The organism is Micromonospora sp. URMC 107, from assembly GCF_051386315.1.
Lineage (GTDB): Bacteria > Actinomycetota > Actinomycetes > Mycobacteriales > Micromonosporaceae > Micromonospora.
This window is the reverse complement of sequence record NZ_JBPQTK010000028.1, coordinates 15,378-38,469: the sequence shown is the minus strand read 5'-3', so window position 1 is coordinate 38,469 and position 23,092 is coordinate 15,378. Positions and strand designations below refer to the sequence as shown.

23 protein-coding genes and 1 pseudogene are annotated in these 23,092 nt (G+C 75.0%); 19 read left to right on the top strand and 5 right to left on the bottom strand.

Annotated elements, in window-relative coordinates; genetic code table 11:
• The first annotated feature begins 69 nt into the window (after positions 1-69).
• The 9 genes and pseudogenes from ACSNN9_RS09545 to ACSNN9_RS09505 all read left to right on the top strand — a co-directional run bounded on the left by ACSNN9_RS09545 (position 70) and on the right by ACSNN9_RS09505 (position 6,800).
• A complete protein-coding gene (locus ACSNN9_RS09545; protein ID WP_436672608.1) occupies positions 70-867 on the top strand; it encodes an alpha/beta fold hydrolase in 798 nt (265 codons plus the stop codon).
• Positions 860-1,429: a TetR/AcrR family transcriptional regulator gene (locus tag ACSNN9_RS09540; RefSeq protein ID WP_436672605.1), complete on the top strand. Its 570-nt coding sequence runs from the start codon at positions 860-862 to the stop codon at positions 1,427-1,429. The genes ACSNN9_RS09545 and ACSNN9_RS09540 overlap by 8 nt, the downstream gene beginning before the upstream one ends.
• The gene (locus ACSNN9_RS09535; RefSeq protein ID WP_436672603.1) at positions 1,426-1,761 is read left to right on the top strand and encodes a DUF2568 domain-containing protein; all 336 of its coding nucleotides are present in this window, start codon (positions 1,426-1,428) and stop codon (positions 1,759-1,761) included. The genes ACSNN9_RS09540 and ACSNN9_RS09535 overlap by 4 nt, the downstream gene beginning before the upstream one ends.
• 79 nt (positions 1,762-1,840) lie before the next feature.
• Positions 1,841-3,451, top strand: a complete 1,611-nt coding sequence (locus tag ACSNN9_RS09530; protein WP_436672602.1) for a hypothetical protein — start codon at positions 1,841-1,843, stop codon at positions 3,449-3,451.
• Positions 3,452-3,483: 32 nt separating this feature from the next.
• Positions 3,484-3,654 (top strand): annotated as a pseudogene (locus ACSNN9_RS09525) (ABC transporter ATP-binding protein); the annotation flags it as partial.
• A gap of 300 nt (positions 3,655-3,954) precedes the next feature.
• A complete protein-coding gene (locus tag ACSNN9_RS09520; protein ID WP_007465625.1) occupies positions 3,955-4,164 on the top strand; it encodes a helix-turn-helix domain-containing protein in 210 nt (69 codons plus the stop codon).
• Between the two features lie 216 nt (positions 4,165-4,380).
• Positions 4,381-4,482, top strand: a complete 102-nt coding sequence (locus ACSNN9_RS09515; protein ID WP_007465623.1) for a 30S ribosomal protein bS22 — start codon at positions 4,381-4,383, stop codon at positions 4,480-4,482.
• A 120-nt stretch (positions 4,483-4,602) separates the two neighbouring features.
• Positions 4,603-5,676: an NAD-dependent epimerase/dehydratase family protein gene (locus ACSNN9_RS09510; RefSeq protein ID WP_436672598.1), complete on the top strand. Its 1,074-nt coding sequence runs from the start codon at positions 4,603-4,605 to the stop codon at positions 5,674-5,676.
• 221 nt (positions 5,677-5,897) lie between these two features.
• The gene (locus ACSNN9_RS09505) at positions 5,898-6,800 is read left to right on the top strand and encodes a lysophospholipid acyltransferase family protein (RefSeq protein WP_436672636.1); all 903 of its coding nucleotides are present in this window, start codon (positions 5,898-5,900) and stop codon (positions 6,798-6,800) included.
• A gap of 21 nt (positions 6,801-6,821) precedes the next feature.
• Here ACSNN9_RS09505 and ACSNN9_RS09500 read toward each other — a convergent pair whose 3' ends face one another.
• From ACSNN9_RS09500 to ACSNN9_RS09490, 3 genes are all read right to left on the bottom strand, one after another.
• Positions 6,822-7,697 (bottom strand): HAD family hydrolase, encoded by an 876-nt coding sequence (locus tag ACSNN9_RS09500; RefSeq protein ID WP_436672596.1) that lies wholly within the window; start codon positions 7,695-7,697, stop codon positions 6,822-6,824.
• A 125-nt stretch (positions 7,698-7,822) separates the two neighbouring features.
• Positions 7,823-8,707 carry a DUF5667 domain-containing protein gene (locus tag ACSNN9_RS09495; protein ID WP_436672594.1) on the bottom strand — a complete coding sequence of 295 codons (885 nt, stop codon included), beginning with the start codon at positions 8,705-8,707 and terminating at the stop codon, positions 7,823-7,825.
• Between the two features lie 288 nt (positions 8,708-8,995).
• Positions 8,996-9,970, bottom strand: a complete 975-nt coding sequence (locus ACSNN9_RS09490) for an ECF subfamily RNA polymerase sigma factor, BldN family (RefSeq protein ID WP_436672592.1) — start codon at positions 9,968-9,970, stop codon at positions 8,996-8,998.
• A 554-nt stretch (positions 9,971-10,524) separates the two neighbouring features.
• On the opposite strand from ACSNN9_RS09490, the gene ACSNN9_RS09485 reads away from it, so the two are divergent.
• Genes ACSNN9_RS09485 through ACSNN9_RS09475 form a run of 3 tightly spaced genes read left to right on the top strand, consistent with a single transcriptional unit; the run spans position 10,525 to position 13,184 of the window.
• Positions 10,525-12,267, top strand: a complete 1,743-nt coding sequence (locus ACSNN9_RS09485) for an AMP-binding protein (protein ID WP_436672590.1) — start codon at positions 10,525-10,527, stop codon at positions 12,265-12,267.
• Positions 12,260-12,511, top strand: a complete 252-nt coding sequence (locus tag ACSNN9_RS09480) for a glutaredoxin family protein (protein ID WP_436672589.1) — start codon at positions 12,260-12,262, stop codon at positions 12,509-12,511. Before ACSNN9_RS09485 ends, ACSNN9_RS09480 begins: the two co-directional genes overlap by 8 nt.
• 22 nt (positions 12,512-12,533) lie before the next feature.
• Positions 12,534-13,184 (top strand): HAD family hydrolase, encoded by a 651-nt coding sequence (locus ACSNN9_RS09475; protein ID WP_436672587.1) that lies wholly within the window; start codon positions 12,534-12,536, stop codon positions 13,182-13,184.
• Positions 13,185-13,196: 12 nt separating this feature from the next.
• Here the strand turns inward: ACSNN9_RS09475 and ACSNN9_RS09470 are convergent, their stop codons facing one another.
• Together ACSNN9_RS09470 and ACSNN9_RS09465 are read right to left on the bottom strand one after the other, a co-directional pair.
• Positions 13,197-13,850, bottom strand: coding sequence for a LuxR C-terminal-related transcriptional regulator (locus ACSNN9_RS09470; RefSeq protein ID WP_436672586.1), 654 nt, complete (start codon positions 13,848-13,850; stop codon positions 13,197-13,199).
• 24 nt (positions 13,851-13,874) lie between these two features.
• A complete protein-coding gene (locus tag ACSNN9_RS09465) occupies positions 13,875-15,176 on the bottom strand; it encodes a sensor histidine kinase (protein WP_436672585.1) in 1,302 nt (433 codons plus the stop codon).
• A gap of 431 nt (positions 15,177-15,607) precedes the next feature.
• Here ACSNN9_RS09465 and ACSNN9_RS09460 point away from each other — a divergent pair, with 431 nt between their 5' ends.
• From ACSNN9_RS09460 to ACSNN9_RS09430, 7 genes are all read left to right on the top strand, one after another.
• Positions 15,608-16,378, top strand: a complete 771-nt coding sequence (locus ACSNN9_RS09460; RefSeq protein ID WP_357877913.1) for a redox-sensing transcriptional repressor Rex — start codon at positions 15,608-15,610, stop codon at positions 16,376-16,378.
• On the top strand, positions 16,375-17,796 hold the full coding sequence (locus tag ACSNN9_RS09455) for a glutamyl-tRNA reductase (protein WP_436672583.1): 1,422 nt from the start codon (positions 16,375-16,377) through the stop codon (positions 17,794-17,796). Before ACSNN9_RS09460 ends, ACSNN9_RS09455 begins: the two co-directional genes overlap by 4 nt.
• Complete coding sequence (hemC, locus tag ACSNN9_RS09450; protein WP_436672580.1) at positions 17,793-18,788, top strand: hydroxymethylbilane synthase; 996 nt, start codon at positions 17,793-17,795, stop codon at positions 18,786-18,788. Before ACSNN9_RS09455 ends, hemC begins: the two co-directional genes overlap by 4 nt.
• Entirely contained in the window at positions 18,785-20,365 is a 1,581-nt protein-coding gene (locus tag ACSNN9_RS09445; RefSeq protein WP_436672579.1) for a uroporphyrinogen-III synthase, read from the top strand. Before hemC ends, ACSNN9_RS09445 begins: the two co-directional genes overlap by 4 nt.
• A gap of 19 nt (positions 20,366-20,384) precedes the next feature.
• Entirely contained in the window at positions 20,385-21,368 is a 984-nt protein-coding gene (gene hemB / locus ACSNN9_RS09440) for a porphobilinogen synthase (protein WP_436672577.1), read from the top strand.
• Between the two features lie 386 nt (positions 21,369-21,754).
• The gene (locus ACSNN9_RS09435; RefSeq protein WP_436672574.1) at positions 21,755-21,991 is read left to right on the top strand and encodes a hypothetical protein; all 237 of its coding nucleotides are present in this window, start codon (positions 21,755-21,757) and stop codon (positions 21,989-21,991) included.
• 580 nt (positions 21,992-22,571) lie between these two features.
• Positions 22,572-23,063, top strand: coding sequence for a helix-turn-helix domain-containing protein (locus ACSNN9_RS09430; RefSeq protein WP_436672573.1), 492 nt, complete (start codon positions 22,572-22,574; stop codon positions 23,061-23,063).
• Positions 23,064-23,092 lie beyond the last annotated feature (29 nt).

Genomic DNA, 23,092 nt, shown 5'->3' with positions numbered 1-23,092 from the left:
CGTGCGACCTGAAGCCGGCGTGAGGTCGAGCCCTTGACGGCGTTGGCTAATTGGATTAGCTTTCAGGTTATGACTGTTAGCTACGTGGAGCGGGACGGCGGACGGATCGCCTACGAGGCGCACGGGCGGGGGCCGCTCGTCGTCCTCTCGCACGGTGTGGGCGAGAACCGTGGCTCCTTCCGCCATCTGGTCCCGCTGCTCGTCGCGGCCGGGCACCGGGTGGCGTCGGTGGACGTCCGGGGGCACGGCGCGTCCAGCGCCGGCTGGCCGTCGTACACCCCGGCGGAGGTCGGCGCCGACCTGCTCGCGGTGGTCCGCGACCTGGGCGGCGGGCCGGCCACCCTGGTCGGCAGCTCGTCCAGCGCGGCGGCCGTGGTCTTCGCCGCCGCCGACGCCCCCGCCCTGGTCAACGGCATCGTCCAGGTCGCCCCGTTCGTCGAGGAGCCGAAGCTCAACCCGGTCACGCGGGTGGTCCAGACCGCCGTGCTGCGCAGCCCCCGGATCTTCGGGCTGTTCCATCGCACGCTCTTCCCGTGCGACCGGCCGGCCGACGACGCGGCGTACCGCAGGGCGATGGTCGCCAACCTGCGCGAACCCGGCCGGATGGCGGCGATGCGCGGCGTGCTCGCGCCGGCCGAGCCGCACTGGACCGCCCGCGCCCGCGAGGTCCGGCAGCCGGTGCTGGTGCTGATGGGCACGAAGGACCCGGACTTCCCCGACCCGGGCGCCGGGGCGCGGGCGGCCCGCCGGCTCTTCACCACCGCCGAGGCGCGGATGATCGACGACTCCGGCCACTACCCCCACGCCGACCAGCCGGCCCGCACCGCCGCCCAGCTCACCGAGTTCCTGGCGGTCACCGGTGCCTAGGGTCGGGCTCAACCAGCGGAGCGTGGTGCGCGAGGCGGCCCGGCTCGCCGACGAGGTCGGGGCCGACCAGCTCACCCTCGCCGCGCTGGCCGGCCGGCTCGGCGTCGCGCTGCCCAGCCTCTACAAGCACGTCCGGGGCGCCGACGCGCTCGCCCAGAAGCTCTCCGCGCTGGCCACCGCCGAGCTCGCCGACGAGCTGACCGCCGCCGTCGCGGGCCGGGCCGGCGGGGAGGCGCTGCGGGCCGTCGCCGCCGCCTACCGGGCGTACGCCCACCGGCACCCCGGCCGCTACCCGGCCAGCCAGCGGGTGCCCGACCCGACCGACCCGGAGCACGTCGCCGCGGGGGAGCGGGCCGTCGGGGCGATCCGGGCCACCCTGCGGGGCTACGGGCTCGACGGCGACGACGCCCTCGACGCGACCCGGATGCTGCGCAGCACCCTGCACGGGTTCGTCTCGCTGGAGGCGGCCGGCGGGTTCGGCCTGCCCCGCGCCGTCGACGCCTCCTTCGACAGCCTGGTCGCCGCGCTGGACGGCGCGTTCCGGTCCTGGCGACACCCGTGAAGGCCCTGGGCCTGCTGCTGCTCTTCCTGCTGGAGCTGGCCGTCCTGGCCGCCGGCGCCTGGTGGGGCTGGACCCTGGACGCGGCGCCGCCCGTGCGGGTGGCCGCCGCCGTCGCCGTGCCACTGCTGCTCGCCGCGCTCTGGGGCGTCCTCGGCTCGCCGAAGGCCCGCGTGCCGCTGCCGCCGGCCGGCAAGCACGCGTTCCAGGCCGCCTGGTTCGTGGCGGGCGGCGGGATGCTCGCCCTGCGCGGACTGCCACTGGCCGGGGTCGCGCTCGTCGTGGCGTGGGCGGTCACCGTCACCCTGCTCCGCCTGACGGGCCGCCCCGCCTGAACCACCCGGGGTTTGCCGGGCGGCGTGGCTCGCCGGGCCGTGGTCGCCGGGGCGGCCCGATGGTCGTACCCTTCGGCGGGTGACTGACGGGCAGCCCGGCACGGACGGCCGACCGGTGACGGACGGCACGCCGGCCACCGCCACAGCAAAGGACGAGCCGCCCGACCGGGCCGAGCCCACTGTCGAGGCCGACCCGGCTGACGCCGCCGACCCGGCTGACGAGGCCGAGCCCGCTGACCGGGCGGGACTCACTGCCGAGGTCGAGCCCGCCGAGAGAGCCGAGCCCGCCGTGCCGCCCGCGCCGGCCGTCGTGAGCGCGCCGCCCGTACCGACTGCTGCCGCCGGCGGACCGGCGGCTCCCGGCGCACCGGTTGTCGCGGCGGCCGGGACCGGGCCCGTCGGGCCCGTTCCGGCGGCCGCGGGCCCCGCGCGACCGTCGCGGCGGCTCCGGCCGCTCGGGGTGGTGCTGGCGGCGGTCGTGCTGCTGCTGGCCTGTGGCCTGCCCGCGGCGCTGCTGACCGGGCTGGTGCGGGCCGGCGACCCGCCGGCCCCGGGGCCGTCCGCCGACGCACCCGACGACCCCGCCGCCGCGGCCGCCCGCCGGCTCGGTGAGCGCATGACGGCGGAACTGGTCCGGCAGTCCGCCGCCCTGCTCGGCGGGGACCGCGCCGGGTTCCTGGCGGTCGCGGAGCCGGCCGCGCACCCGGACCTGCGCCGCCGGTACGCCGCGCTGCGCGCGCTGCGGGTGACCGCCTGGCAGGCCGGCGCGACCGGCCTGCCCACCCCGGTCGAGGGCCGGCCCGGCGAATGGCGGCTGCTGGTCGAGTTCCGCTACTGCTTCGTCACGCCGGGCTGCCGCACCAGCCGGGTGCTGACCGGCACCCGCTGGCGCGAGGGGGAGCGGCCCCGGCTGCTCGCCGTGGAACCGTCCCGGTCCGCCGAGACCGGCACCCGGCCCTGGGAGGTCAGCGAGCTGGCCGTGGCCGTCGGCCCGCGTACGCTCGTGGCCACCACTCCCGCCCTGCGCAGGAAACTGCCCGGCCTGCTCGCCCAGGCGGAGGCCGCCGCCCGGATCGCCGACACGTACGCCGTGGACGGCCGCACGCCGGACCGGTACCGGATCTTCTACGCAGGCCGGGGCGAGTGGCAGCGCTGGTACGGCGGCGGCCGGCCGAAGTGGACGGGCGGGTACGCGGTCACGGTCGGCGGCGGCCACCACGAGGTGGTGCTGAACGCCGACGGGCTCGCCGCCAGCGGGGTGGACGACCTGCTCCGGCACGAGCTGACCCACGCCGCGTCCCTGCCCGAGCGGGGTTACCCGGGCAAGGGCACCTGGTGGCTGGTCGAGGGGCTGGCCGAGTACGCGGGCGCCGACGGCGAGCCGATCGACCGGTACGCCGGGCTGGCCGAGGTGCGGCGCCTGCTCGGCGGCGGCTGGGACGGCCGTCTCGACAGCCTCAGCCCGGCCGACGACGCCCCGGCCGACCGGGTCAGCGGCAGCTACGGCATCTCCTACCTGGCGGTACGGCATCTGGTCGACCGGTTCGGCCCGGAGCGGCTGCTCGCCTTCTTCGCGGCCGTGGTGCACGAGCGCACGCCGCTGGACCGGGCGGCCGAGCGGGTCCTCGGCGAACCCTGGTCCGCCCTGCACGACGAGTGCGTCCGACACGTCCGCGCCGTGGTCGGCTGAGGGATCCGAGCGGCGCCGTCCGGGGCGGTCGCGGCAATCATGATCGACCGCTGTCGGGCCGCGCCGGCCGACCTGACACACTGGTGCCCGCTCCCAGCGCGGAGCCCCGGTCCGCGTCCGGAAGCGGCCCGGGGCACCCGCCCGGTGGCTCCGGTGGCGCCGCCGGAGCCACCGGGCGCCTTCCGCTCGGCGGGCGGCCCCCCGATCCGATCGTGGCGGGGCGGGTGGCGTCCGGGGTGCCGGGCAGCGGTTCGACCGCCTGGGGACCGGGCGGCACGGGGACGGCAGCGCCCGGACGAGGACCGACCGGACGCCGCGCGCAACAGGTTCGACAACGAACCGACCGGTCGGGTGGACACCGGCGAGAATCATGATCAGTTGTACGAAGGGATCGCGCCGGTCACAGCCGTCCCGCTACCGTACTGGTAACACGCGCGTCGCCGGTCCGGGCGGGACGAACCCGTCCGGTGGCACGCGCCGGGCATGGGATTGGTCGGTGAGCCATGGCCGGGTCGCAGTCCGACGGACGGCTGTCGGAGGTCAAGTTCCTCACCGTCGCCGAGGTGGCGACGGTGATGCGGGTGTCGAAGATGACGGTCTACCGCCTGGTGCACAGCGGTGAGCTCACCGCGGTGCGGGTCGGCCGGTCGTTCCGGGTGCCCGAACACGCGGTGCACGAATACCTGCGGGGCGCCTTTCAGGAGACCGCCTGACCCTCCCGCGGACCGCCCCTCGAGCACGACGTAACGGGCATCGACGGGGGCGCGTTGGTCCTGCTGACGCTCTCCGGCTACCCTGGACCCCGACCGTGACCGCAGGTGCGCCCTGCCGCTTACCCCGCTGGTCCGGTCCGTTGTCCGCAAGCGGTCGCCGACGCCACGTTGTGGCGTCATCCGGTCGCCCCGCACGTTGCATCGAAAGGCTTTCGTATGGGCTCGGTGGTCAAGAAGCGCCGCAAGCGCATGGCTAAGAAGAAGCACCGCAAGCTGCTGCGCAAGACCCGCGTCCAGCGTCGCCGTCTCGGCAAGTGACCGGGGCCGGGTTCCGGCCCGGCTCCCGTCGTCACTTGCCAACTGTCGACCCTCGGAGGCTCAGGTGATCACGCCGCGGATGTCCCGGCTCGATCCCACCTGCCGAGGGAGGTGCGCGACATGACCCCCGGTGGCACCCCAGGTGCCCCGGGGGTGGTCGTCGTCACCGGGGTCAGCCGCTACCTCGGCGCGCACGTCGCCGCTCGGCTCGCCGCCGATCCCCGCATCGAGCGGGTCATCGGCGTGGACCAGCCCGAGCCCGGCGCGGAGGTCGCCGACCTGCTCGACCGGGTCGAGCGCGTGCGCATCGACCCCGGCTCGCTCGGCGGCCTCCTCGCCGATCTCGACGTCGACGCGGTGGTCCACCTCGCACTGGTCACCTCGCCGGACCCGCAGCACGGCGGTCGCTCGGCGATGAAGGACCAGAACGTCATCGGCACGATGCAGCTCCTCGCCGCCTGCCAGCGCGCCCCCCGCCTGCGCAAGCTCGTGGTCCGCTCGTCGACCGCCGCCTACGGGGCGTCGTTCCGCGACCCGGCCGTCTTCACCGAGGAGACCGAGCCGCGCGAGGTGCCGCGCGGGGGATTCGGCCGCGACATCCTCGACATCGAGGGGTACGTCCGCGGCTTCCGCCGCCGCCGGTCCGACGTCACCGCGACCGTGCTGCGCTTCGCGCCGTTCATCGGCTCGACCGCCGACACCACCCTCACCCGCTACTTCTCCCGGCCGGTCGTGCCCACCGTGTTCGGGCGTGACCCCCGGTTGCAGTTCCTGCACTTCGACGACGCGCTGGAGGTGCTGCACCGGTCGATCGTCGAGGACCATCCGGGGACGTACAACGTGGCCGGGCCCGGGGTGCTCTCCCTGTCGCAGGCGATCCGCCGGGCCGGCCGGGTCGCCGTGCCGGTGCTGGAGCCCGGCCTCTCCAGCGCCGCCGCGATCGCCCGCAACCTCGGCTTCGGCCGCTACGGCCTGGACCAGGTCGACCTCTTCGTGCACGGGCGGGTCGTCGACACCAGCCGGCTGGAGCGGGAGTACGGCTTCACGCCCCGCTCCACCGCCGCCGCCTTCGACGACTTCATCCGCGCCCACCACGGCGGGGTCGTGGTGCACCGGGACCAGCTGGCCGTCGCGGAGCAGCTCGTGCAGGACGGGATCCGGCAGGTCCGGGCGGCCGTGCGGGAGGGCTCGTGACCGGCCCGGAGGAGCGGCGCGACGGCCGCTACGACGTACCGCTGACCGTGGCCGCACCGGACGCGGAGCCGGCGCGGGCCAACGGACACCACCGCGCCACGCCCGACGAGCCCGACACGTTCGCCACCGACGAGCTGGTCGCGGACGAAGCGCCGGCCGCCCTCGACGAGCCGGCCGCCCTCGACCCGCCCGACACCGGGGCCACCGACGCGCCGGCCGCCGTGGCGGACCGGGCGCCGGGCGGCGCGGGTCCGAACAAGCCGGCGGTGCCGGACCGGCCCGGCGACCACTGGGACCGCAAGGTCGCCAGGGGCCTGGCGTTCCTGCGTCGGCGGCTCTCCGGCGAATACGAGGTCGACGAGTTCGGCTTCGATCCGGAGATCACCGAGGCGGTCTTCCACCCGCTGCTGCGGATGCTCTACCGGGACTGGTTCCGCACCGAGGTCACCGGCCTGGAGCACGTGCCCGCCGAGGGCGCCGGCCTGGTGGTCGGCAACCACTCCGGCACCGTGGCGCTGGACGCGCTGATCCTCTCGGCCGCGCTGCACGACCAGCACCCGGCCCGCCGCTACCTGCGGCTGCTCGGCGCCGACCTGGTCTTCCGGATGCCGGTGGTCTCCGAGATCGCCCGCAAGACCGGCGGGACGGTCGCCTGCAACCCGGACGCCGAGCGGCTGCTCGGCAACGGCGAGCTGGTCGGCGTCTTCCCCGAGGGCTTCAAGGGCATCGGCAAGCTCTACTCCGAGCGCTACAAGCTGCAACGCTTCGGCCGGGGCGGGTTCGTCTCGGCGGCGCTGCGCACCGGCACCCCGATCGTGCCGGTCGCCATCGTCGGCGGCGAGGAGATCTATCCGATGCTCGCCGACATCAAGCCTCTGGCGCGCCTGCTCAAGCTGCCCTACTTCCCGGTCACGCCGACCTTCCCCCTGCTGGGGCCGCTCGGCATGGTGCCGCTGCCGAGCAAGTGGCTGATCGAGTTCTGCCCGCCGATCCCCACCGCGCACCTGACGGACTCCGCCGACGACCCGCTGGTCGTGTTCAACCTCGCCGACCAGGTGCGGGAGACCATCCAGCAGACCCTGCACCAGCTGCTGGAGCGGCGTCCGGACCCGTTCGGTCCCTAGGGGCGCGGGCGGGCGGTGGCGTCAGCCGTCGCGGCGGCGACGGTGCAGCGCCAGCCCGGCGCCGACCGCCCCGGCGACCAGGCCGGCCGCCGCGGTGGACGGCACGGCGATCTTGACGGCGCGGCGGCCGGTGCGGAAGTCGCGGACGTCCCAGCCGCGCTGCCGGGCCTCCCTGAACAGGGCGGCGTCCGGGTTCACCGCCACACCCCGGCCCACCATGGAGAGCATCGGCAGGTCGTTGCACGAGTCGCTGTAGGCGGTGCAGCGGCGCAGGTCCAGCCCTTCGACCGCGGCGAGCTGGGTGACCGCCTCCGCCTTGGCCGGGCCGTGCATCAGGTCGCCGACCAGCCGGCCGGTGTACGCGCCGTCGACGATCTCGGCGACCGTGCCCACCGCGCCGGTCAGGCCCAGTCGCGCGGCGATCACCCGGCCGATCTCCACCGGCGCGGCGCTGACCAGCCAGACCCGCTCGCCGGCGTCCAGGTGCCGCTGGGCCAGCTGGCGGGTGCCGGCCCAGATCCGGGGCGCCATCAGCTCGTCGAAGATCTCCTCCGCGAGGCGCTCCACGTCGCCCACCCGCCAGCCCTCGACGAAGGCGAGGGCGGCCTCCTTGGCCTGCGACATGTCTCCGGCGTGCTCGGTGGCGAGCAATCGGAACCGCAGCTGCTGCCAGGCGAACCGGGCCAGGTCGGTGGTGGTGAAGTAGTTGCGCGCGGCGAGGCCCCGGGCGAACCAGTAGATCGACGCGCCCCGCATCATCGTGTTGTCGACGTCGAAGAAGGCCGCCGCGGTCGGATCGGGCTCCGGGGGAGCCAGGGGCGCGAGGTCGGTCTCCGCCCAGCCGGCGGTGTGACCGTGGGCGTCGGTGCTGACGGTCACCTTGCGGCTGCGGGCCACGCGACCTCCCTCCGCTCACCGGCGCGACGTGTGCCTCCGGCGAGGGTAGCCGGGCGCGGGTGACGGACGGCCGCCCGAGGGGTGAAGTGTGGCGCGGACGTCCCCGCCGGACTCGGTCGAGGTGGTCAGCGGTCGCCGGGGCAGGCAGCCGGGGCCGGGCCGAGGGCGTCGCTGCCGGCGGGTGCGGGCAGGCCGCAGGCGATCGCCGCGCGCAGCGCGTCGGAGCGCTTGCGGACCGCGTCGAGCAGGGCGAGGGAGCGGCGGATCCGGTCGCGCTCGGCCCGGCTGGCGTCGTCGAGGAGCCCGCCGACCGCCCGGCGCTGACCGGTGAGGAAGGAGTTGACCGCGTCCAGCGCCGCCGGGTCGGAACGCTGCGTCGCGGAGGTGGTCAGCAGGCGTACGCCCTGACGGGTGTCGGCGTCCATGTCGTCCAGCACCGCGCTGAAGCCGTCCTCGTCGCCGCGCAGGGCGGCCGCCTCGGCGAGCCGGGTGCGGGCGAAGTCCAGGAACAGCTGGCCCCGGCTGACGTCCGAGCTGGCCAGCGCGAGCTGGGCGCGTTCGGTGGAGCGCTTCATGCCGTACAACGCGTCGCCGGGGACGGCGTTCTCGCTGGCGGCCGAGATGCCCGAGAGGGCGACGGCGCCGGCCGCGATGCCGACCAGGACGGCGCCGCGGGCGCGGGCCCGGCGGGCGGTCACCGCCGGCAGCAGCCGGTTGCGGCCGGCGTCGGCGGCGGAGCGCCGGGACGACGGCTCGGTCGTGGCGGCGGCCGGGGCGCCGATGCCCTCGCGCTCGGCCGTGGCCAGCAGCATGGCCCGCAGTCCGGTGCGGAACTCCGGGTCCACCTCCACGGCGGGCGGGGCCGCGGGCAGCCGCTGACCCACCGCGACGAGCGCGGCCAACTGGTCGTCGGCCCGGGACCGGACGTGGTGTCGCCGGCCCCCGTTGGCCTCGTCGAGAAGCTGCGCGAAGCGCTCCGCGCGCCGACGGGAGAAGAGGTTGCTGTCCACCGCGGGCACCTCCTCTCGCTGGTCGCGGCCGGTCGGCCGCTGTCATCGACAGCGACCGGTGACGGCGTGACACCACGGACGAAGGTCGTGGCCGGCCGCACTGCCGGACCTCGGGGGCCCGGGGGATGCCGGGGCTACCACCGGTCGCACCCGGAGAAACGGTCCGGACCGGACATGGGTTACGGGGCCGGCGGAGGCGAAATCACGGAAAGTGATCGCCGTCACGGGGGCACAACGCCACTGGCCTGCGCGCACATCGATCGATGCGCGGCAGTCTCCTGCACGGGCCTACGGTTGGAAGCCGTCCGGCAGCAGTCGGGCCAGGGCGCGCACCGCGCGGTACTGGAGCGCCTTGATCGCGCCCTCGTTCTTGCCCATCGCGCGGGCCGTCTCGGCCACGGAGAAGCCCTGCAGGAAGCGGAGCACGATGCACTCCTGCTGCTCCGGGTTGAGCTGCTTGACGGCGCTGAGCAGGGCCACGTTGGTGATGTGCTCGACGACCGCCGCCTCCGGGCTGCCCTCCGGGCCCCGATCCTCGCGGTCGGCGTCCAGCACGTCCCCGGTGGTGACCTCCAGCCGGTAGCGGCCGGACTTGAAGTGGTCCGCCACCAGGTTCCGGGCGATCGTGACCAGCCAGGCGCCCAGGTCGCGCCCCTGCCAGGTGAAGCTGCCGATCCGCTTGAGGGCGCGCAGGAAGGTGTCGGAGGTGAGGTCCTCGGCGAGCTGGCGGTTGCCCACCCGGAAGTAGACGAACCGGAACACGGTGTCGACGTACCGGTCGTAGATCAGCCCGAACGCCTCGGACTCGCCGGCCTGGGCCCGCTCGACCAGCCCCCAGACCTCGGTGGCCGGGTCGGACGGGTCCGGGCGGCTGGGGAAGCCCGTCGAGGTGTTGACCGGCGCGGCGGGGGCCGGCGCGGCGGCGGCCGGCACGGCCGGGAGTACCGCCGTCTCCGCGCCCGACTCGTCGGGCGCCTTGGCGGGCTCCGTGGTGCGGCGGCCCTGCGCCGGCATGGTGGGCCGGGCGGGGACCGCGACCCGGCCGCCGGCCGGCTTCGCGTTGCCGCCCGGTGTCGCGGTGCGGGGCGGCGGTTCGTTCTGGTGCGGCCGGCTGCGGGTCCGGCTCGACGCGCCCTCTCCCCGGACGGCGAGGCTGCCCGTGTCGTCCAGCGGGCCGCGGGCGGCGGGCCGTTCGTTGACCGCGCCGCGGACGGCCGGGTTGGTCAGGCCGGCCGGCCGTTCCGCGTATCCGAAGGTGGTCACCGCGCCGCCTCCGTCCCACCGGCCGACCGCGCCGGTCGACGCGTCGCCGTAGTTGCCCGGCCGGCACGGCCGGGCAGGGCTGGCTCGGGGTGTGCCGACGGGCGGCAGATCCCCTTGAGGTGCTGGTCCAATGCGCTCACAGGCACGGGGGCCTCCTCGGGCTGAGGGGTGTCGACTCACGGCAAATGGGGTGAGCCGACCCGAGTGATGATAGGGCCAACGTCACCCACGCGTGGCAAGTCCGTTACACAGGGCGGAAGTATTTCCCGTCGCGTCGCACACCTGGCGGACCGGTTGTCCGTCGTGTGCGGTTGACTTTCGGATTACGGCGTGGACGCGAATGTAATTCCAGGTCAGCGTGCGCGTGGCGGTGCCGGGGCGGGGCGGCGTCGCGGGTGTCGGGTCAGGACCGTCCGGCACACCCGGTGCGTCCGGCGTGTCCTGTGGACGGGACCGGTTCCGTCCCGTCCGCGCACGCCGGTAGTCCCGTGCACGGGACTCCCCGGGCCGCCGTTCCCGCCGGCCGGCGACGTCCACGTCGGCCTTCCGCGGGCATGGCCCCCAGGCCCCGCGCTGTGCCAGACTCAGCCACCGTGCAGGACGCAACCGACAGCCCCGCCTCGACCCTCGTCGAGCGGCTCCACCGGGCCGCCGCCGCCCACGGCGACCGACCCGCGCTGCACTGGCGCGAGCGGACCACGACCTGGTCCGAACTGGACGCCTCGGTGACGGCCACGGCCCACGCCCTGGCGGCCCTGACCGGGGCGCCCGCCGGGCCCCGCCCGACGCCGGGCACCACCGCCGCCGACCGGCACCCGCCCCGGATCGCCGTCGCGCTCGGCAACTCGCCGGACTTCGTGGTCAGCTGCCTGGCCGCGCTGCGCGCCGGGCTGGTCGCGGTGCCGGTCAACCCCGGCCTCACCGCCCCCGAGCTGCGGCACGTGCTGGCCGACTCCGGCGCCTCGGTGCTGATCGGCACCGAGCGGGTGCGCGACCTGGCCGCCGGCGTCGCCGGGGACCTGCCCGCGCTCCTCGCCGTGCACACCGCGCCGCCGGTGGCCGACGCGGGCCACCCGTTCCCCGAGCGGGGCGGCGACGACCTGGCGCTGCTGCTCTACACGTCCGGCACCGAGGGGCGGCCGAAGGGCGCGATGCTGACGTACCGGGCGCTGGCGGCCAACCACGAGCAGGTCGGCCGCATCGACCCGGCCGTCGTCGGGCCGGACGACACCGTGCTGCTGGCGCTGCCGCTGTTCCACGCGTACGGGCTGAACGCGGGGCTCGGCGCGGTCGTCCACCATGGCGCGACCGGGGTGCTCGTCGACGACCTGGGCCCCGACGCGGGGCTGGCCGAGATCGCCCGGCACCGGGTCACCGTGCTGGTCGGCGTACCGTCGATGGTGGCCGCCTGGTCCACGGCGGACGCCGCCGCCATCGCCGCGGCGATGGCGTCGGTCCGGGTCGTGGTCTGCGGCGCAGCGCCGCTGGAGCCGGCCGTCGCGGCGCGCTTCGCCGAGGTCGCCGGTCGCCCGGTGCACGTCGGTTACGGGCTGACCGAGACCGCGCCGGTGCTGACCTCCACCCTGGTCGGCGGGGAACCGAAGGCCGGCTCGATCGGCCGCCCGCTGCCCGGCGTCGAGCTGCGCCTGGTCGGCGCGGACGGGGCCGACCTGTGGCGCGACGGCGTGGCCGAGTCGGACGCCGACGCCGACGCCGACGAGCTGGACCTCTCCGACGTCACGCCGGGCACCGACCCGGGCCAGGTCGTGGTGCGCGGGGCGAACGTCTTCGCCGGCTACTGGCCGGACGGCCGGGGCGGCCCGGACGCCGACGGCTGGTGGGCCACCGGCGACGTGGCGTACGCCGACTCCGACGGCGACCTCTTCCTGGTGGACCGGATCGGCGAGCTGATCCTGGTCAACGGCTTCAACGTGTACCCGCACGAGGTCGAGCTGGTGCTCTCCGCGCACCCGGGGGTGGCCGAGTCGGCGGTACTGGGTGTGCCGCACCCGCGGACCGGCGAGACTGTGCGGGCGTACGTGGTGCCGGCACCGGGGCGTCCGGTGACCGGTGCGGAACTGCTCGCCCACTGCGCCCGCAACCTGGCCCGGTTCAAGTGCCCGACCGCCGTCGAGTTCGTCGACGAGTTGCCGCACTCGGTGATCGGCAAGGTGCGCAAGACCCTGCTCCGGCCGGGGTCGCCCCCGACGGCCCCGGTGCCGTCCCCGGCGGCGTCGCCGGAGACCCGCCCGCCGGCCCCGGCCGGCACCAGCACGACGGAGGAGAGCGATGCGTGAGCCCCGACTCACCCTGATCACCCGCCCCGGCTGCCACCTCTGCGACGAGGCGAGGGCGGCGCTGGACCGGGTGGTGGCGGTCACCGGGGACCGGTGGACCGAGAAGGACGTCACCGACGACATCGAGCTGGAACGCGAGTACGGCGACCGGCTGCCCGTGGTGCTGCTCGACGGCAAGGAGCACGGCTACTGGCGGGTGGAGGAGGAGCGGCTGCTGCGCGACCTGACCACGCCGCAGCTGTAGCGCCAGGCGTTAGGGTGCTCCGATGACCCCTGCGCGCCACCACCTGGTGTGGGACTGGAACGGCACCCTGCTCAACGACCTGAGCCTGGTGGTCGCCTCCACCAACGTCGCCTTCGCCAGCGTCGGCGGGCCCGCCGTGACCACCGACGAGCACCGGGTGCGGTTCCGCCGGCCGATCGCCGACTACTACGCCGAGGTGCTCGGCCGGGCGGTCGACGACGACGCGTTCGGCCGGCTGGACCGGATCTTCCACGACGCGTACCGCACCGGGCTGACGACCTGTGAGTTGGCGCACGACGCCACCGACGCGATGGCGGCCTGGCCGGGCAGCCAGTCCCTGCTGTCCATGTGGTTCCACGAGGAGCTGGTGCCGACCGTGCACACGTACGGCCTCACCGGGCGCTTCGTCCGGGTGGACGGGCTGCGGGCGAGCGTCGGCGGGGACCGCAAGGCCGAGTCGCTGCGGGGGCACCTGACGGAGCTGGGCGTCGACGGCCGGGACGTGGTGCTGATCGGGGACTCCGTCGACGACGCCGACGCCGCCGAGGCGGTGGGGGGCCGCGCCGTCCTCTACACCGGCGGGTTCACCGACCCGGCGCGGCTGCGCGCCTCCGGCCACCCGGTCGCCGACACCCTCAGCGAGGCCGTGCGCCTGGCGGCCACGCTGCCCTGACCGGGCCGGCGGTCAGTTGCGCAGGTAGGCCAGCACGGCCAGGACCCGGCGGTGCTGCTCCGTGTCGGGCGGGAGCTGGAGCTTGGTGAAGATGTTCCGGACGTGCTTCTCGACGGCGCCGTCGGTGACCACCAGGGTCTTCGCGATCGCCGTGTTGGAGCGGCCCTCGGCCATCAACGCGAGCACCTCGCGTTCGCGCGGGGTGAGCTCGCGCAGCGGGTCGTCACGCCGGCGCCGGGCGAAGAGCTGGCCGACCACCTCGGGGTCGAGCACCGTCCCGCCGGCGGCCACCCGGTCCAGCGCGTCGAGGAACTCGTCGATCGCGGCCACCCGGTCCTTGAGCAGGTAGCCGATCCCGCCCCCGCCGCCGCCGGTGGTGGCGAGCAGGTCGTCGGCGTACGACACCTCGACGTACTGGGAGAGGACCAGGATCGGGGTGCGGGGCACCAGCCGGCGGGCCTCCACCGCCGCGCGCAGCCCTTCGTCGGTGTGCGACGGCGGCATCCGGACGTCGACGATCGACACGTCCGGCCGGTGGGCCACCACCGCCACCACCAGCGCCTCGCCGTCGGCCACGGCGGCCACCACCTCGTGCCCGCGCTCGGAGAGCAGCCGTACCAGCCCCTCCCGGAGCAGCACCGCGTCGTCCGCGATCACGATCCGCATGTCCTGTTGTCTACCACGTACGGCTCACAGCGGGAGCTCCGCGCGGATCTTGGTGGGCCCACCGGCCGGGCTGACCACGGAGAGCCGGCCGCCGGCGGCGCGGACCCGGTCGGCGATGCCGACCAGCCCGTGACCCTTCGCCAGGTGCGCGCCGCCCTGTCCGTCGTCGTCGACGTCGACCTCCAGCCGCCCGTCGTGCCGGGCCACGGTGACCTGGCACTCGGTCGCCCGGCTGTGCTTGGCGACGTTGGTCAGCGCCTCGGACACCACGAAGTAGGCGGTACTCTCCACCGCCGGGTCCAGCCGGCCGTCCGGGCTGGCCAGCTCCGGGTCCACCCGCAGCTCGATCGGGATCAGGCCGCGTCCGGCCAGCGCGGCCAGGGCACTGGGCAGTCCCCGGTCGACCAGGATCGGCGGCGCGATGCCCCGGGACAGGGCGCGCAGCTCGGCGAGCGTCTCCCGGGTCTGGGTGACCGCCTCGTCCAGGGTGCGGCCGGCGGCCGCCGGGTCGGTGGCGAGCTGCTGGCGGGCCCGGCTGAGATCCATCGCGAGCCGGACCAGGCGCTGCTGCGGGCCGTCGTGGATGTCCCGCTCCAGCCGGCGCAGCGCGCTCGCCTCGGCGGAGACGGCGGCCCGCTTCTGCTCCTCCAGCACGGTGATCCGGTTGCGCATCTCGGCCACGCCGGTGAGCAGGGCCCGGCCGAAGCTGGCCTGGAGCAGCGCGCAGCCCCGGGCCACGATCGGCAGGGTGATCAGGAAGAACACCCCGATCGCGGTGTGCAGCCCGATCCGGGCGACGGTCGAGTCGCCCAGACCGAGGAGCTGGGGGAGGCCGACGTCCTCCGGGTCGCCGTGCGGCAGCGCCCAGTCGTACGCCCAGTAGAGGGTGCCGGCGACGGCGCCGGCCCACCAGACCAGCGTGACCACGAAGGTGAGGATGGCCACGATCAGCTTGAGGATGCCGTGCGCCAGGTCGAGCCACGACTGCGCGTCCCCCATCGGCACGAAGATCCGCCGCCAGGCGCTCGCCCCGGGCTCGGGGAGCCGGTACTGGGGGCGGATCCGGGCCTGGTGCAGCACAGCGGGGAGGCGGAGCCGCTCGATGTCGGCGAGGCCCCGGGCGGCGTAGAGGGTGCCGCTGAGGATCGGCAGGCCGATCACCGTCACGACCAGCCCGAGCCCGGCCGCCAGGCCGACCAGCAGGACGACGAAGCTGGCCAGGGCCAGCGGGAGTCCCAGCAGCACGTAGCCGGAGTCCAGCAGGAGCTGTCGGGAGATGGTCGGCACCGGGACGGGCGGGTCGGCGGCGACGGGTACGGCGGTCATGCCACGAGGCTAGGCAGCGCGGGGGGACCGACCCATCCCGTCGGCCCTTCTCTCCGGCGTAGGGCTGGCCCTACCGTGACCGGATCGTGGGCGGACCGTGGGCCGCCGTGACCGGATCGTGGGCGAGCCATGGTCGCGCCATTGGTCAGAGAAGTCGTAATTGAGCAATAATCGGCGCGGCCAGCACCATCGGCGTCGCCCGGAGGTCGGGCGGCGGCCGGAGGCGGTCGCCGGATCGATCTTGCGGAATGGAGGGGCTGGTGAAGCCGCGTCGCGAGCTTTCAAGATCGCGATTTGTGCACGCCTTCACAAGCGCCTACTCTGTAGTTCCGACGCGCCCTGCTAGCACAGCCGGCAATCTCGGTCGCCAGCGGGGATCCCGAAACGGCCGGCCGCTGGAGCTGGCCGAGGATCGCACCGCACGGAGTCTCATGAGTCAGCACCGTCACCCTGGCGCGCCCGGCCGCGCCGGTGCCGTACCGGCGCTCCCGGATCTGCCGGAGGCGACCGTCGCGCGGCTCCCGGAATACCTCCGTGCCCTGCACAACCTCGCCGAAACCGGCCACGAGACCGTGTCCAGCGAGGGGCTGGCCAGCGCCGCCGGCGTGAACTCCGCGAAACTCCGCAAGGACCTCTCGCACCTCGGCTCGTACGGCACCCGTGGCGTCGGCTACGACGTGGCGCTGCTGATCGAGCAGATCGAGTTCGTGCTCGGGCTCACCCAGCGGCGGGCCGTCGCCCTGGTCGGCGTGGGTAATCTCGGTCACGCCCTCGCCGGCTACGACGGCTTCGCCAGCCGCGGCTTCCGGATCGCCGCCCTCTTCGACGCCGACCCCGGCCGGGTCGGCGAGGAGATCAACGGGCTGGTCGTCCGGCACATCGACGAGCTGCCCCGGGTCGCCGTCGAGGAGGCCATCGCCATCGGCGTGATCGCCACCCCCGCCCCGGCCGCCCAGGCGGTAGCGGACCAGCTCGTGGCCGTGGGTGTGACGAGCATCCTGAACTTCGCCCCGTGCGTACTCTCGGTCCCGGAGGGGGTCGACGTGCGCAAGGTCGACCTCGCCATCGAGCTGCAGATCCTGTCCTTCCACGAGCACCGCAAGGCATCACTGACCGCGCTCCCCGCCACCGGTGGGTCCGCCCTCACCGCCCTGCCCGGGGGGCTCGCCGTCACCGACCCGCAGGAGGCGATCGGCACGTGAAACTGCTCGTCGTCGGCGCGTCCTACCGCACCGCTCCCGTCGCCACGCTGGAGCAGCTCGCGGTCGGCCCCGCGGACCTCACCCGCACCCTGGACCGGCTGGTCGCCCAGCCGTACGTGACCGAGGCCGTGCTCGTCTCCACCTGCAACCGGGTGGAGGTCTACGCCGCCGTGTCCGGTTTCCACGGCGGCCTCGGCGACATCTGCGCGGTGCTGGCCGAGCAGGCCGGCTGCCAGCCCGCGGCGCTCGCCAACCACCTCTACGTGCACTTCGACGCCGCCGCCGTGGACCACGTCTTCCGGGTCGCCGCCGGGCTCGACTCGATGGTGGTCGGCGAGGCGCAGATCCTCGGCCAGCTCCGGGACGCCTACCATTCCGCGACCGGGGCCGACACCGCCGGGCGGCTGCTGCACGAGCTGATGCAGCAGGCGCTGCGGGTCGGCAAGCGGGCCCACGCGGAGACCGGGATCGACCGGGCCGGCCAGAGCGTGGTGACCGCCGCGCTGGAGCTGGCCGCCGGGCACCTCGACGGCGACCTCGCCGGCCGTCCCGCCCTGGTGGTCGGCGCGGGCGCGATGGGGTCGCTGGGCGTCGCCACGCTGTCCCGGCTGGGCGCCGGGCCGCTCACCGTCACCAACCGGGGCGCCGACCGGGCCGTCCGGCTGGCCGAGGCGTACGGGGCCAGCGCGTCACCCATGGCGGAGCTGACCACCGTTCTCTCCACAGTGGACATCGTAGTGGCCGCCACCGCGGCCGCCGAAGCGGTCCTCACCCGTGAGGTGGTGACCCGGGCGCTCGCCGCGCGCGACCCCGGCCGGGGGCCGCTGGTCCTGCTCGACCTGGCCGTGCCGCGCGACGTGGAGGCCGGCGTCGCCGAGCTGCCCGGCGTCGAGATGATCGACATCGACCGGATGGCGGCGCTGCTCGCCGACGGCCCCGCCGCCGCCGACGCCGCCGCCGTCGAGCGGATCGTGGTCGGCGAGGTCGACGCCTTCCTCACCTGGCTGCGCGGCGCCGACGTGGCGCCCACGGTGGCCGCCCTGCGTGGCCGCGCCGACGACGTGGTCGGCGCCGAGCTGCGCCGGCTCGCCCAGCGCCGCCCGGACCTCACCGACGACCAGCGCGCCGAGGTGGCCCGGACCGTGCACCGCGTGGTGCAGCGGCTGCTGCACCAGCCGACCGTGCGGGTCCGCCAGCTCGCGGCCGAACCCGGCGGCGACCAGTACGCGGCCCTGCTGCGCGAGCTGTTCGACCTCCAGGTGCCGCAGACGTCCCCGGTCGACGGCGTTCCCGACATCGTGGCCGGCGACGCCGCGCCGCCGTTCGGCCTCGCCGAGGTGCCGCCGCCCTTCGGCCTCGCCGACATTCCACCGTCGACGGGCTCCGCCGACGTCCCGCCCATCGGAGGTGAGCGATGAGCACGCCCCTGCGCCTCGGTACCCGGGGCAGCAAACTGGCGATGGCCCAGTCCGGCCACGTCGCCGAGGCCCTGACCGCCGCCACCGGCCGGCCCGTCGAGCTGGTCGAGGTGGTCACCGCCGGCGACCGCTCGTCCGCGCCGGTGCACCGGCTGGGCGTCGGCGTCTTCGTCTCCGCCCTGCGCGACGCGCTGACCGCCGGCACCATCGACTTCGCGGTGCACTCCTACAAGGACCTGCCCACCGCGGCGGCGGCCGGGCTGCACATCGCGGCGGTGCCGACCCGGCAGGACCCACGGGACGCGCTGGTCGCCCGGGACGGCCGGACGCTCACCGAGCTGTCCTCCGGCGCGACCGTGGGCACGGGCGCGCTGCGCCGCATCGCCCAGCTGCACGCCCTCGGGATGCAGCTGGAGGTCACCCCGATCCGCGGCAACATCGACAGCCGCGTCGCGCGGGTGCTCGGCCCGGAGGCCGACCTCGACGCGGTCGTCCTGGCCCGGGCCGGGCTGGCCCGGATCGGGCGGACCGACGTGATCACGGAGACGCTCGACCCGATGCTGATGCTGCCCGCGCCCGCCCAGGGCGCGCTGGCGGTGGAGTGCCGGGCCGACGACACGGACCTGGTCGAGCTGCTCGCCGTGCTCGACCACGCACCGTCCCACGCCGCGGTCACCGCGGAACGGGCGCTGCTGGCCACCCTGGAGGCCGGATGCTCCGCACCGGTCGCCGCCTACGCCGTCGTCGCCGAAGGCGAGCCAACCGGCTCGGGTGGCGAGGGCGATGTCGTCCAGGAGATCTATCTGCGCGGGGCGGTGATCAGTCCGGACGGCACGAGAGACCTCCGGCTGTCCCGCACCGGAACGCTCGCCGACGCGGCGGAGATCGGCAAGGCACTCGCCGCCGAACTCCTCGACCTCGGCGCCGACTCGATCCTCGGCCACGATGGACACGCCGGCCCGGGGACCCAGCAATTTGGGAGCACAGAATGACCCGCACCCGTAAGCCCGTAGGCCGCATCGCCTTCGTCGGGGCCGGTCCCGGCGACCCGGGCCTGCTGACCCGCCGGGCGCACGACGCCCTGGTCGACGCCGACCAGGTGGTGTACGACCGGGGAGTCCCGGAGTCGCTGCTCGACGCCGTGCGCGCCCAGGCCAGGGAGGACGCCCAGTTCACTCCGGCGGAGGGCGCGCCGGGTGACGTGGCGAAGGTGCTGATCTCGGCGGCCCGTTCCGGGCTGAACGCGGTGCACCTGGTCGCCGGCGACCCGTTCGGCCACGAGTCGGTCGTCAAGGAGGTGCAGGCGGTCGCGCGGACCGCCGCGCACTTCGAGGTGGTTCCCGGCGTCGGCCAGGCCGAGGGGGTGGCGACCTACGCGGGCGTGCCGCTGCCGGGCGTACGGACGGCGGCCGACGTCGAGGACGTCAGCTCGCTGGACTTCGACGCGCTGGCCGCGGCCGTCGGCCGGGGCTCGCTGGCCCTGGCCGTGGACGCCGGCGACCTCGCCGCGATCCGCGACGGGCTGCTCGCCGCCGGGGTGGAGGGCACCACCGGCGTCGGGGTGACCGGGGACGGCACCGGCGAGACGCAGTACACCACCACCTCGACCGTCGACTCGTTCGTCGCGGCGGCCCTCGGCTTCACCGGCCGGGTGGTGCTCACCGTCGGCGAGGGCGTCGGCCAGCGGGACAAGCTGAGCTGGTGGGAGAACCGGCCGCTGTACGGCTGGAAGGTCCTCGTGCCCCGCACCAAGGAGCAGGCCGGCGTGATGAGCGCGCGGCTGCGCGCGTACGGGGCCATCCCCTGCGAGGTGCCGACCATCGCGGTCGAGCCGCCGCGCACCCCGGCCCAGATGGAGCGGGCGGTCAAGGGCCTGGTCGACGGCCGGTACGCCTGGGTGATCTTCACCTCCGTCAACGCGGTCCGCGCGGTCTGGGAGAAGTTCGCCGAGCACGGCCTGGACGCCCGGCACTTCGGCGGCGTCAAGATCGCCTGCATCGGGGAGGCGACCGCCGACGCCGTGCGCGCGTTCGGCATCCAGCCCGAGCTGATCCCGTCCGGGGAGCAGTCCTCCGATGGGCTGCTCGCCGAGTTCTCTCCGCACGACGAGATCCTCGACCCGGTCGGCCGGGTGCTGCTGCCGCGCGCCGACATCGCCACCGAGACCCTCGCCGCCGGGCTCACCGAGCGCGGTTGGGAGGTCGACGACGTGACCGCCTACCGGACGGTCCGGGCCGCCCCGCCGCCCGCCGAGATCCGGGACGCGATCAAGTCGGGTGGCTTCGACGCGGTGCTCTTCACGTCCAGCTCGACAGTGCGCAATCTGGTGGGTATCGCGGGGAAGCCGCACGCCCGTACCGTCGTTGCAGTGATCGGGCCCAAGACGGCGGAGACCGCGACGGAGTTCGGCCTGCGGGTCGACGTCCAGCCGCCGCACGCCTCGGTGCCCGATCTGGTGGAGGCGCTCGCCGCCTACGCCGTCGAGTTGCGCGAGAAGCTCGCCGCCATGCCGGCGAAGCAGCGCCGTGGCTCGAAGGTGCAGGGGCCGACCGCACTGAGGTTCCGGTAGTCGTAGCAGGAGGTCCGTGATGCCGTACCCCGAGATCCGGCCCCGCCGGCTGCGCCGCAACGCGGCCGTCCGACGGCTGGTGTCCGAGACCCGCGTCGACCCGGCCGAGCTGGTCGTGCCGATGTTCGTCAAGGAGGGGTTGGCGGAGCCGCGGGCGATCGCGTCGCTCCCGGGGGTGCTCCAGCACTCCCGGGACTCGCTCCGCAAGGCCGCGGCCGAGGCGGTCCAGGCGGGCGTCGGCGGCATCATGCTCTTCGGCGTGCCGGAGCGGCGGGACGCCACCGGGTCCGGCGGGATCGACCCGAACGGCATCCTCAACGTCGCGATCCGCGACGTCGTCGCCGAGGTGGGCGACGCCACCGTGGTGATGAGCGACCTCTGCCTGGACGAGTTCACCTCGCACGGGCACTGCGGCCTGCTCACCCCCGACGGCGGCGTCGACAACGACGCCACGCTGGAGGCGTACGCCGAGATGGCCGTCGCCCAGGCCGCCGCCGGGGTCGATGTGGTCGGGCCGTCCGGGATGATGGACGGCCAGGTCGGCGTCGTACGCCGGGCGCTCGACGCCGCGGGCCACCAGGACGTGGCCGTGCTGGCGTACGCCGTCAAGTACGCCTCGGCCTTCTTCGGCCCGTTCCGCGACGCGGTGGAGTCGGCCCTGGAGGGCGACCGCCGCGCCTACCAGCAGGACCCCGCCAACCTGCGGGAGTCGCTGCGCGAGGTCGAGCTGGACGTCGCCGAGGGCGCCGACATGGTGATGGTCAAGCCCGCCCTGCCGTACCTCGACGTGGTGTCGGCGATCCGCGCGGCGGTGGACGTCCCGGTCGCCGCCTACCAGGTCTCCGGCGAGTACGCGATGGTCGAGGCGGCCGCCGCGAACGGCTGGATCGACCGGGAGCGGGCGATGATGGAGTCGCTCACCTCGATCCGTCGGGCCGGTGCCCAGATCATCCTCACCTACTGGGCGGTCGAGGCCGCCCGGCTCCTCCGCCAGCGCTACTGACCCGGCCCGCGGCCCCGACTGGCCCACGCGGCCCGGATACGGCCCCGACTGGCCCGCGCGGCCCAGATACGGCCCCGACTGGCCCACGCGGCCCGGCCCGCGGCCCAGGCCGCGCCCTCGGCTGGCCCGGCCCGCACCCTCGGCTGGCCCGTGGCCTCGCCTGGCCCGTGGCCCCGGCCAGCCGCGGCCCGTCGTTGCTGCCTTCGACGACGGGACCTGGACAACCCGGGCTTCGGACCTGACCGGCAGGGTTCGGCCGCGCCTGGCCTGAGCGGGTCGGGTCTGACTGGCCAGGGTCCGACCCGCGCCGCCCATCCCTCCGTCGCCCGTCAGGGACGCCCACACCGGAATCCGCGTCTGCCCTCCTCGCCCAGGTCGACTCACTGGTGCTGGTGCTGGTGCTGGTGCTGGTGCTGGTGCTGGTGGTCGGTCTCCGTGTGGGTGCTGTGCGTCCTCGGCAGTTGAAGGGCGTGGGTGCTGCGGTCGTCAGCGCTGAACCGGCTGCCCGCTTCACATCTCGGCAACGGTTCGACGTCGGTGACGCTGAGTATTCAAGCCGTGGTCCGACGCCACTGTCCTTCGGACGCTTTGCTCTGCACCCTCATACGCACCAGCAACCCTGAGTGCCTGTTGCGTATGAGGATGCAGAGCAAAGGGCGCACAGGGGTTGATTGCTTCCGAGGGCGGCCTTCGATGAATGTGCTGGTCGCGGCGCTGTCATCGCCGCCGGCGGTGGCAGAGGCTCCGTCAGCGCCCGAGGCCGTCGTTACTTATCGTAGTAATTGGCGAAGGCGCCGGGTCGGTCGCTCAGCGTTACCGTGCGAGTGGAATGTGTCCGAGGTGGGACGGCAGGATCCGTCGGCGGTTTTCCACAGGCGGCCGCGTTGTCCACAGGCGGAGCGGGCGGGATTGCGGAAGTGGCTCCGCCGCCAGGATCGTGGCGGGATGACCGACTGTCCCGCCGAGCCGGAGAGCGACCGGCCCTCGGATTCCGACCGCATGTCAGGCTCCGACCGACCGCCGGGCCCCGACCAACTGCCGGGCCCCGACGAACTGTCGGGTCCCGACGGAATGCCGGGCTGCGCCGCGATGTCGGGCTGCGCGGGGACGTCGGGCTGTGCCGGGACGTCGGGCTCCGGAGCGGAGTCGGGCTCCGCCGGGGTGTCGGGTTCCGACCAGCCGGCGGGCTCGCGCGAGCCGCCCATGATGCTGACCGAGCCGTTCGACACTCCGTGGCCGGCCGCAGGCATCGTCCGGGCGCTCCGGCGGCGCGCCAGCCTCAGCCAGCGGGAGCTGGCCCGGTGGGCCGGGGTGAACCATTCCACCGTCGGGCGGATCGAGGCGGGCCGGTTGGTGCCGAGCATCCTGCTCCTGCGCCGCATCCTCGGGGTCGCCGGGTTCCGGCTGGCCGTGGTCGACGAGTTCGGGCAGGTGCTGAAGCCGATGCGGGACTGGCAGGACACCCGCGACGGGGCGGGGCGTCGCTACCCCTCGCACCTGGACACGATCCTCGACCCCGAGCCGGGCGAGTGGTGGGCGGACGTCTACGGGCTGGCCCGTCCGCCGGAGACGTTCCACCGCAACCGCCGGGTCCGCGACGCCATGCGGCGGCGCAGCCAGTGGGAGGTGCGGGTCGCGCAGTACCGCGGCGTGCCCCCGCCGCCGCGCGTGCGCGACCCGCGCTTCCCGTGGTGAGCGAACGGCCCGCCGGCCAGGAAGATCCT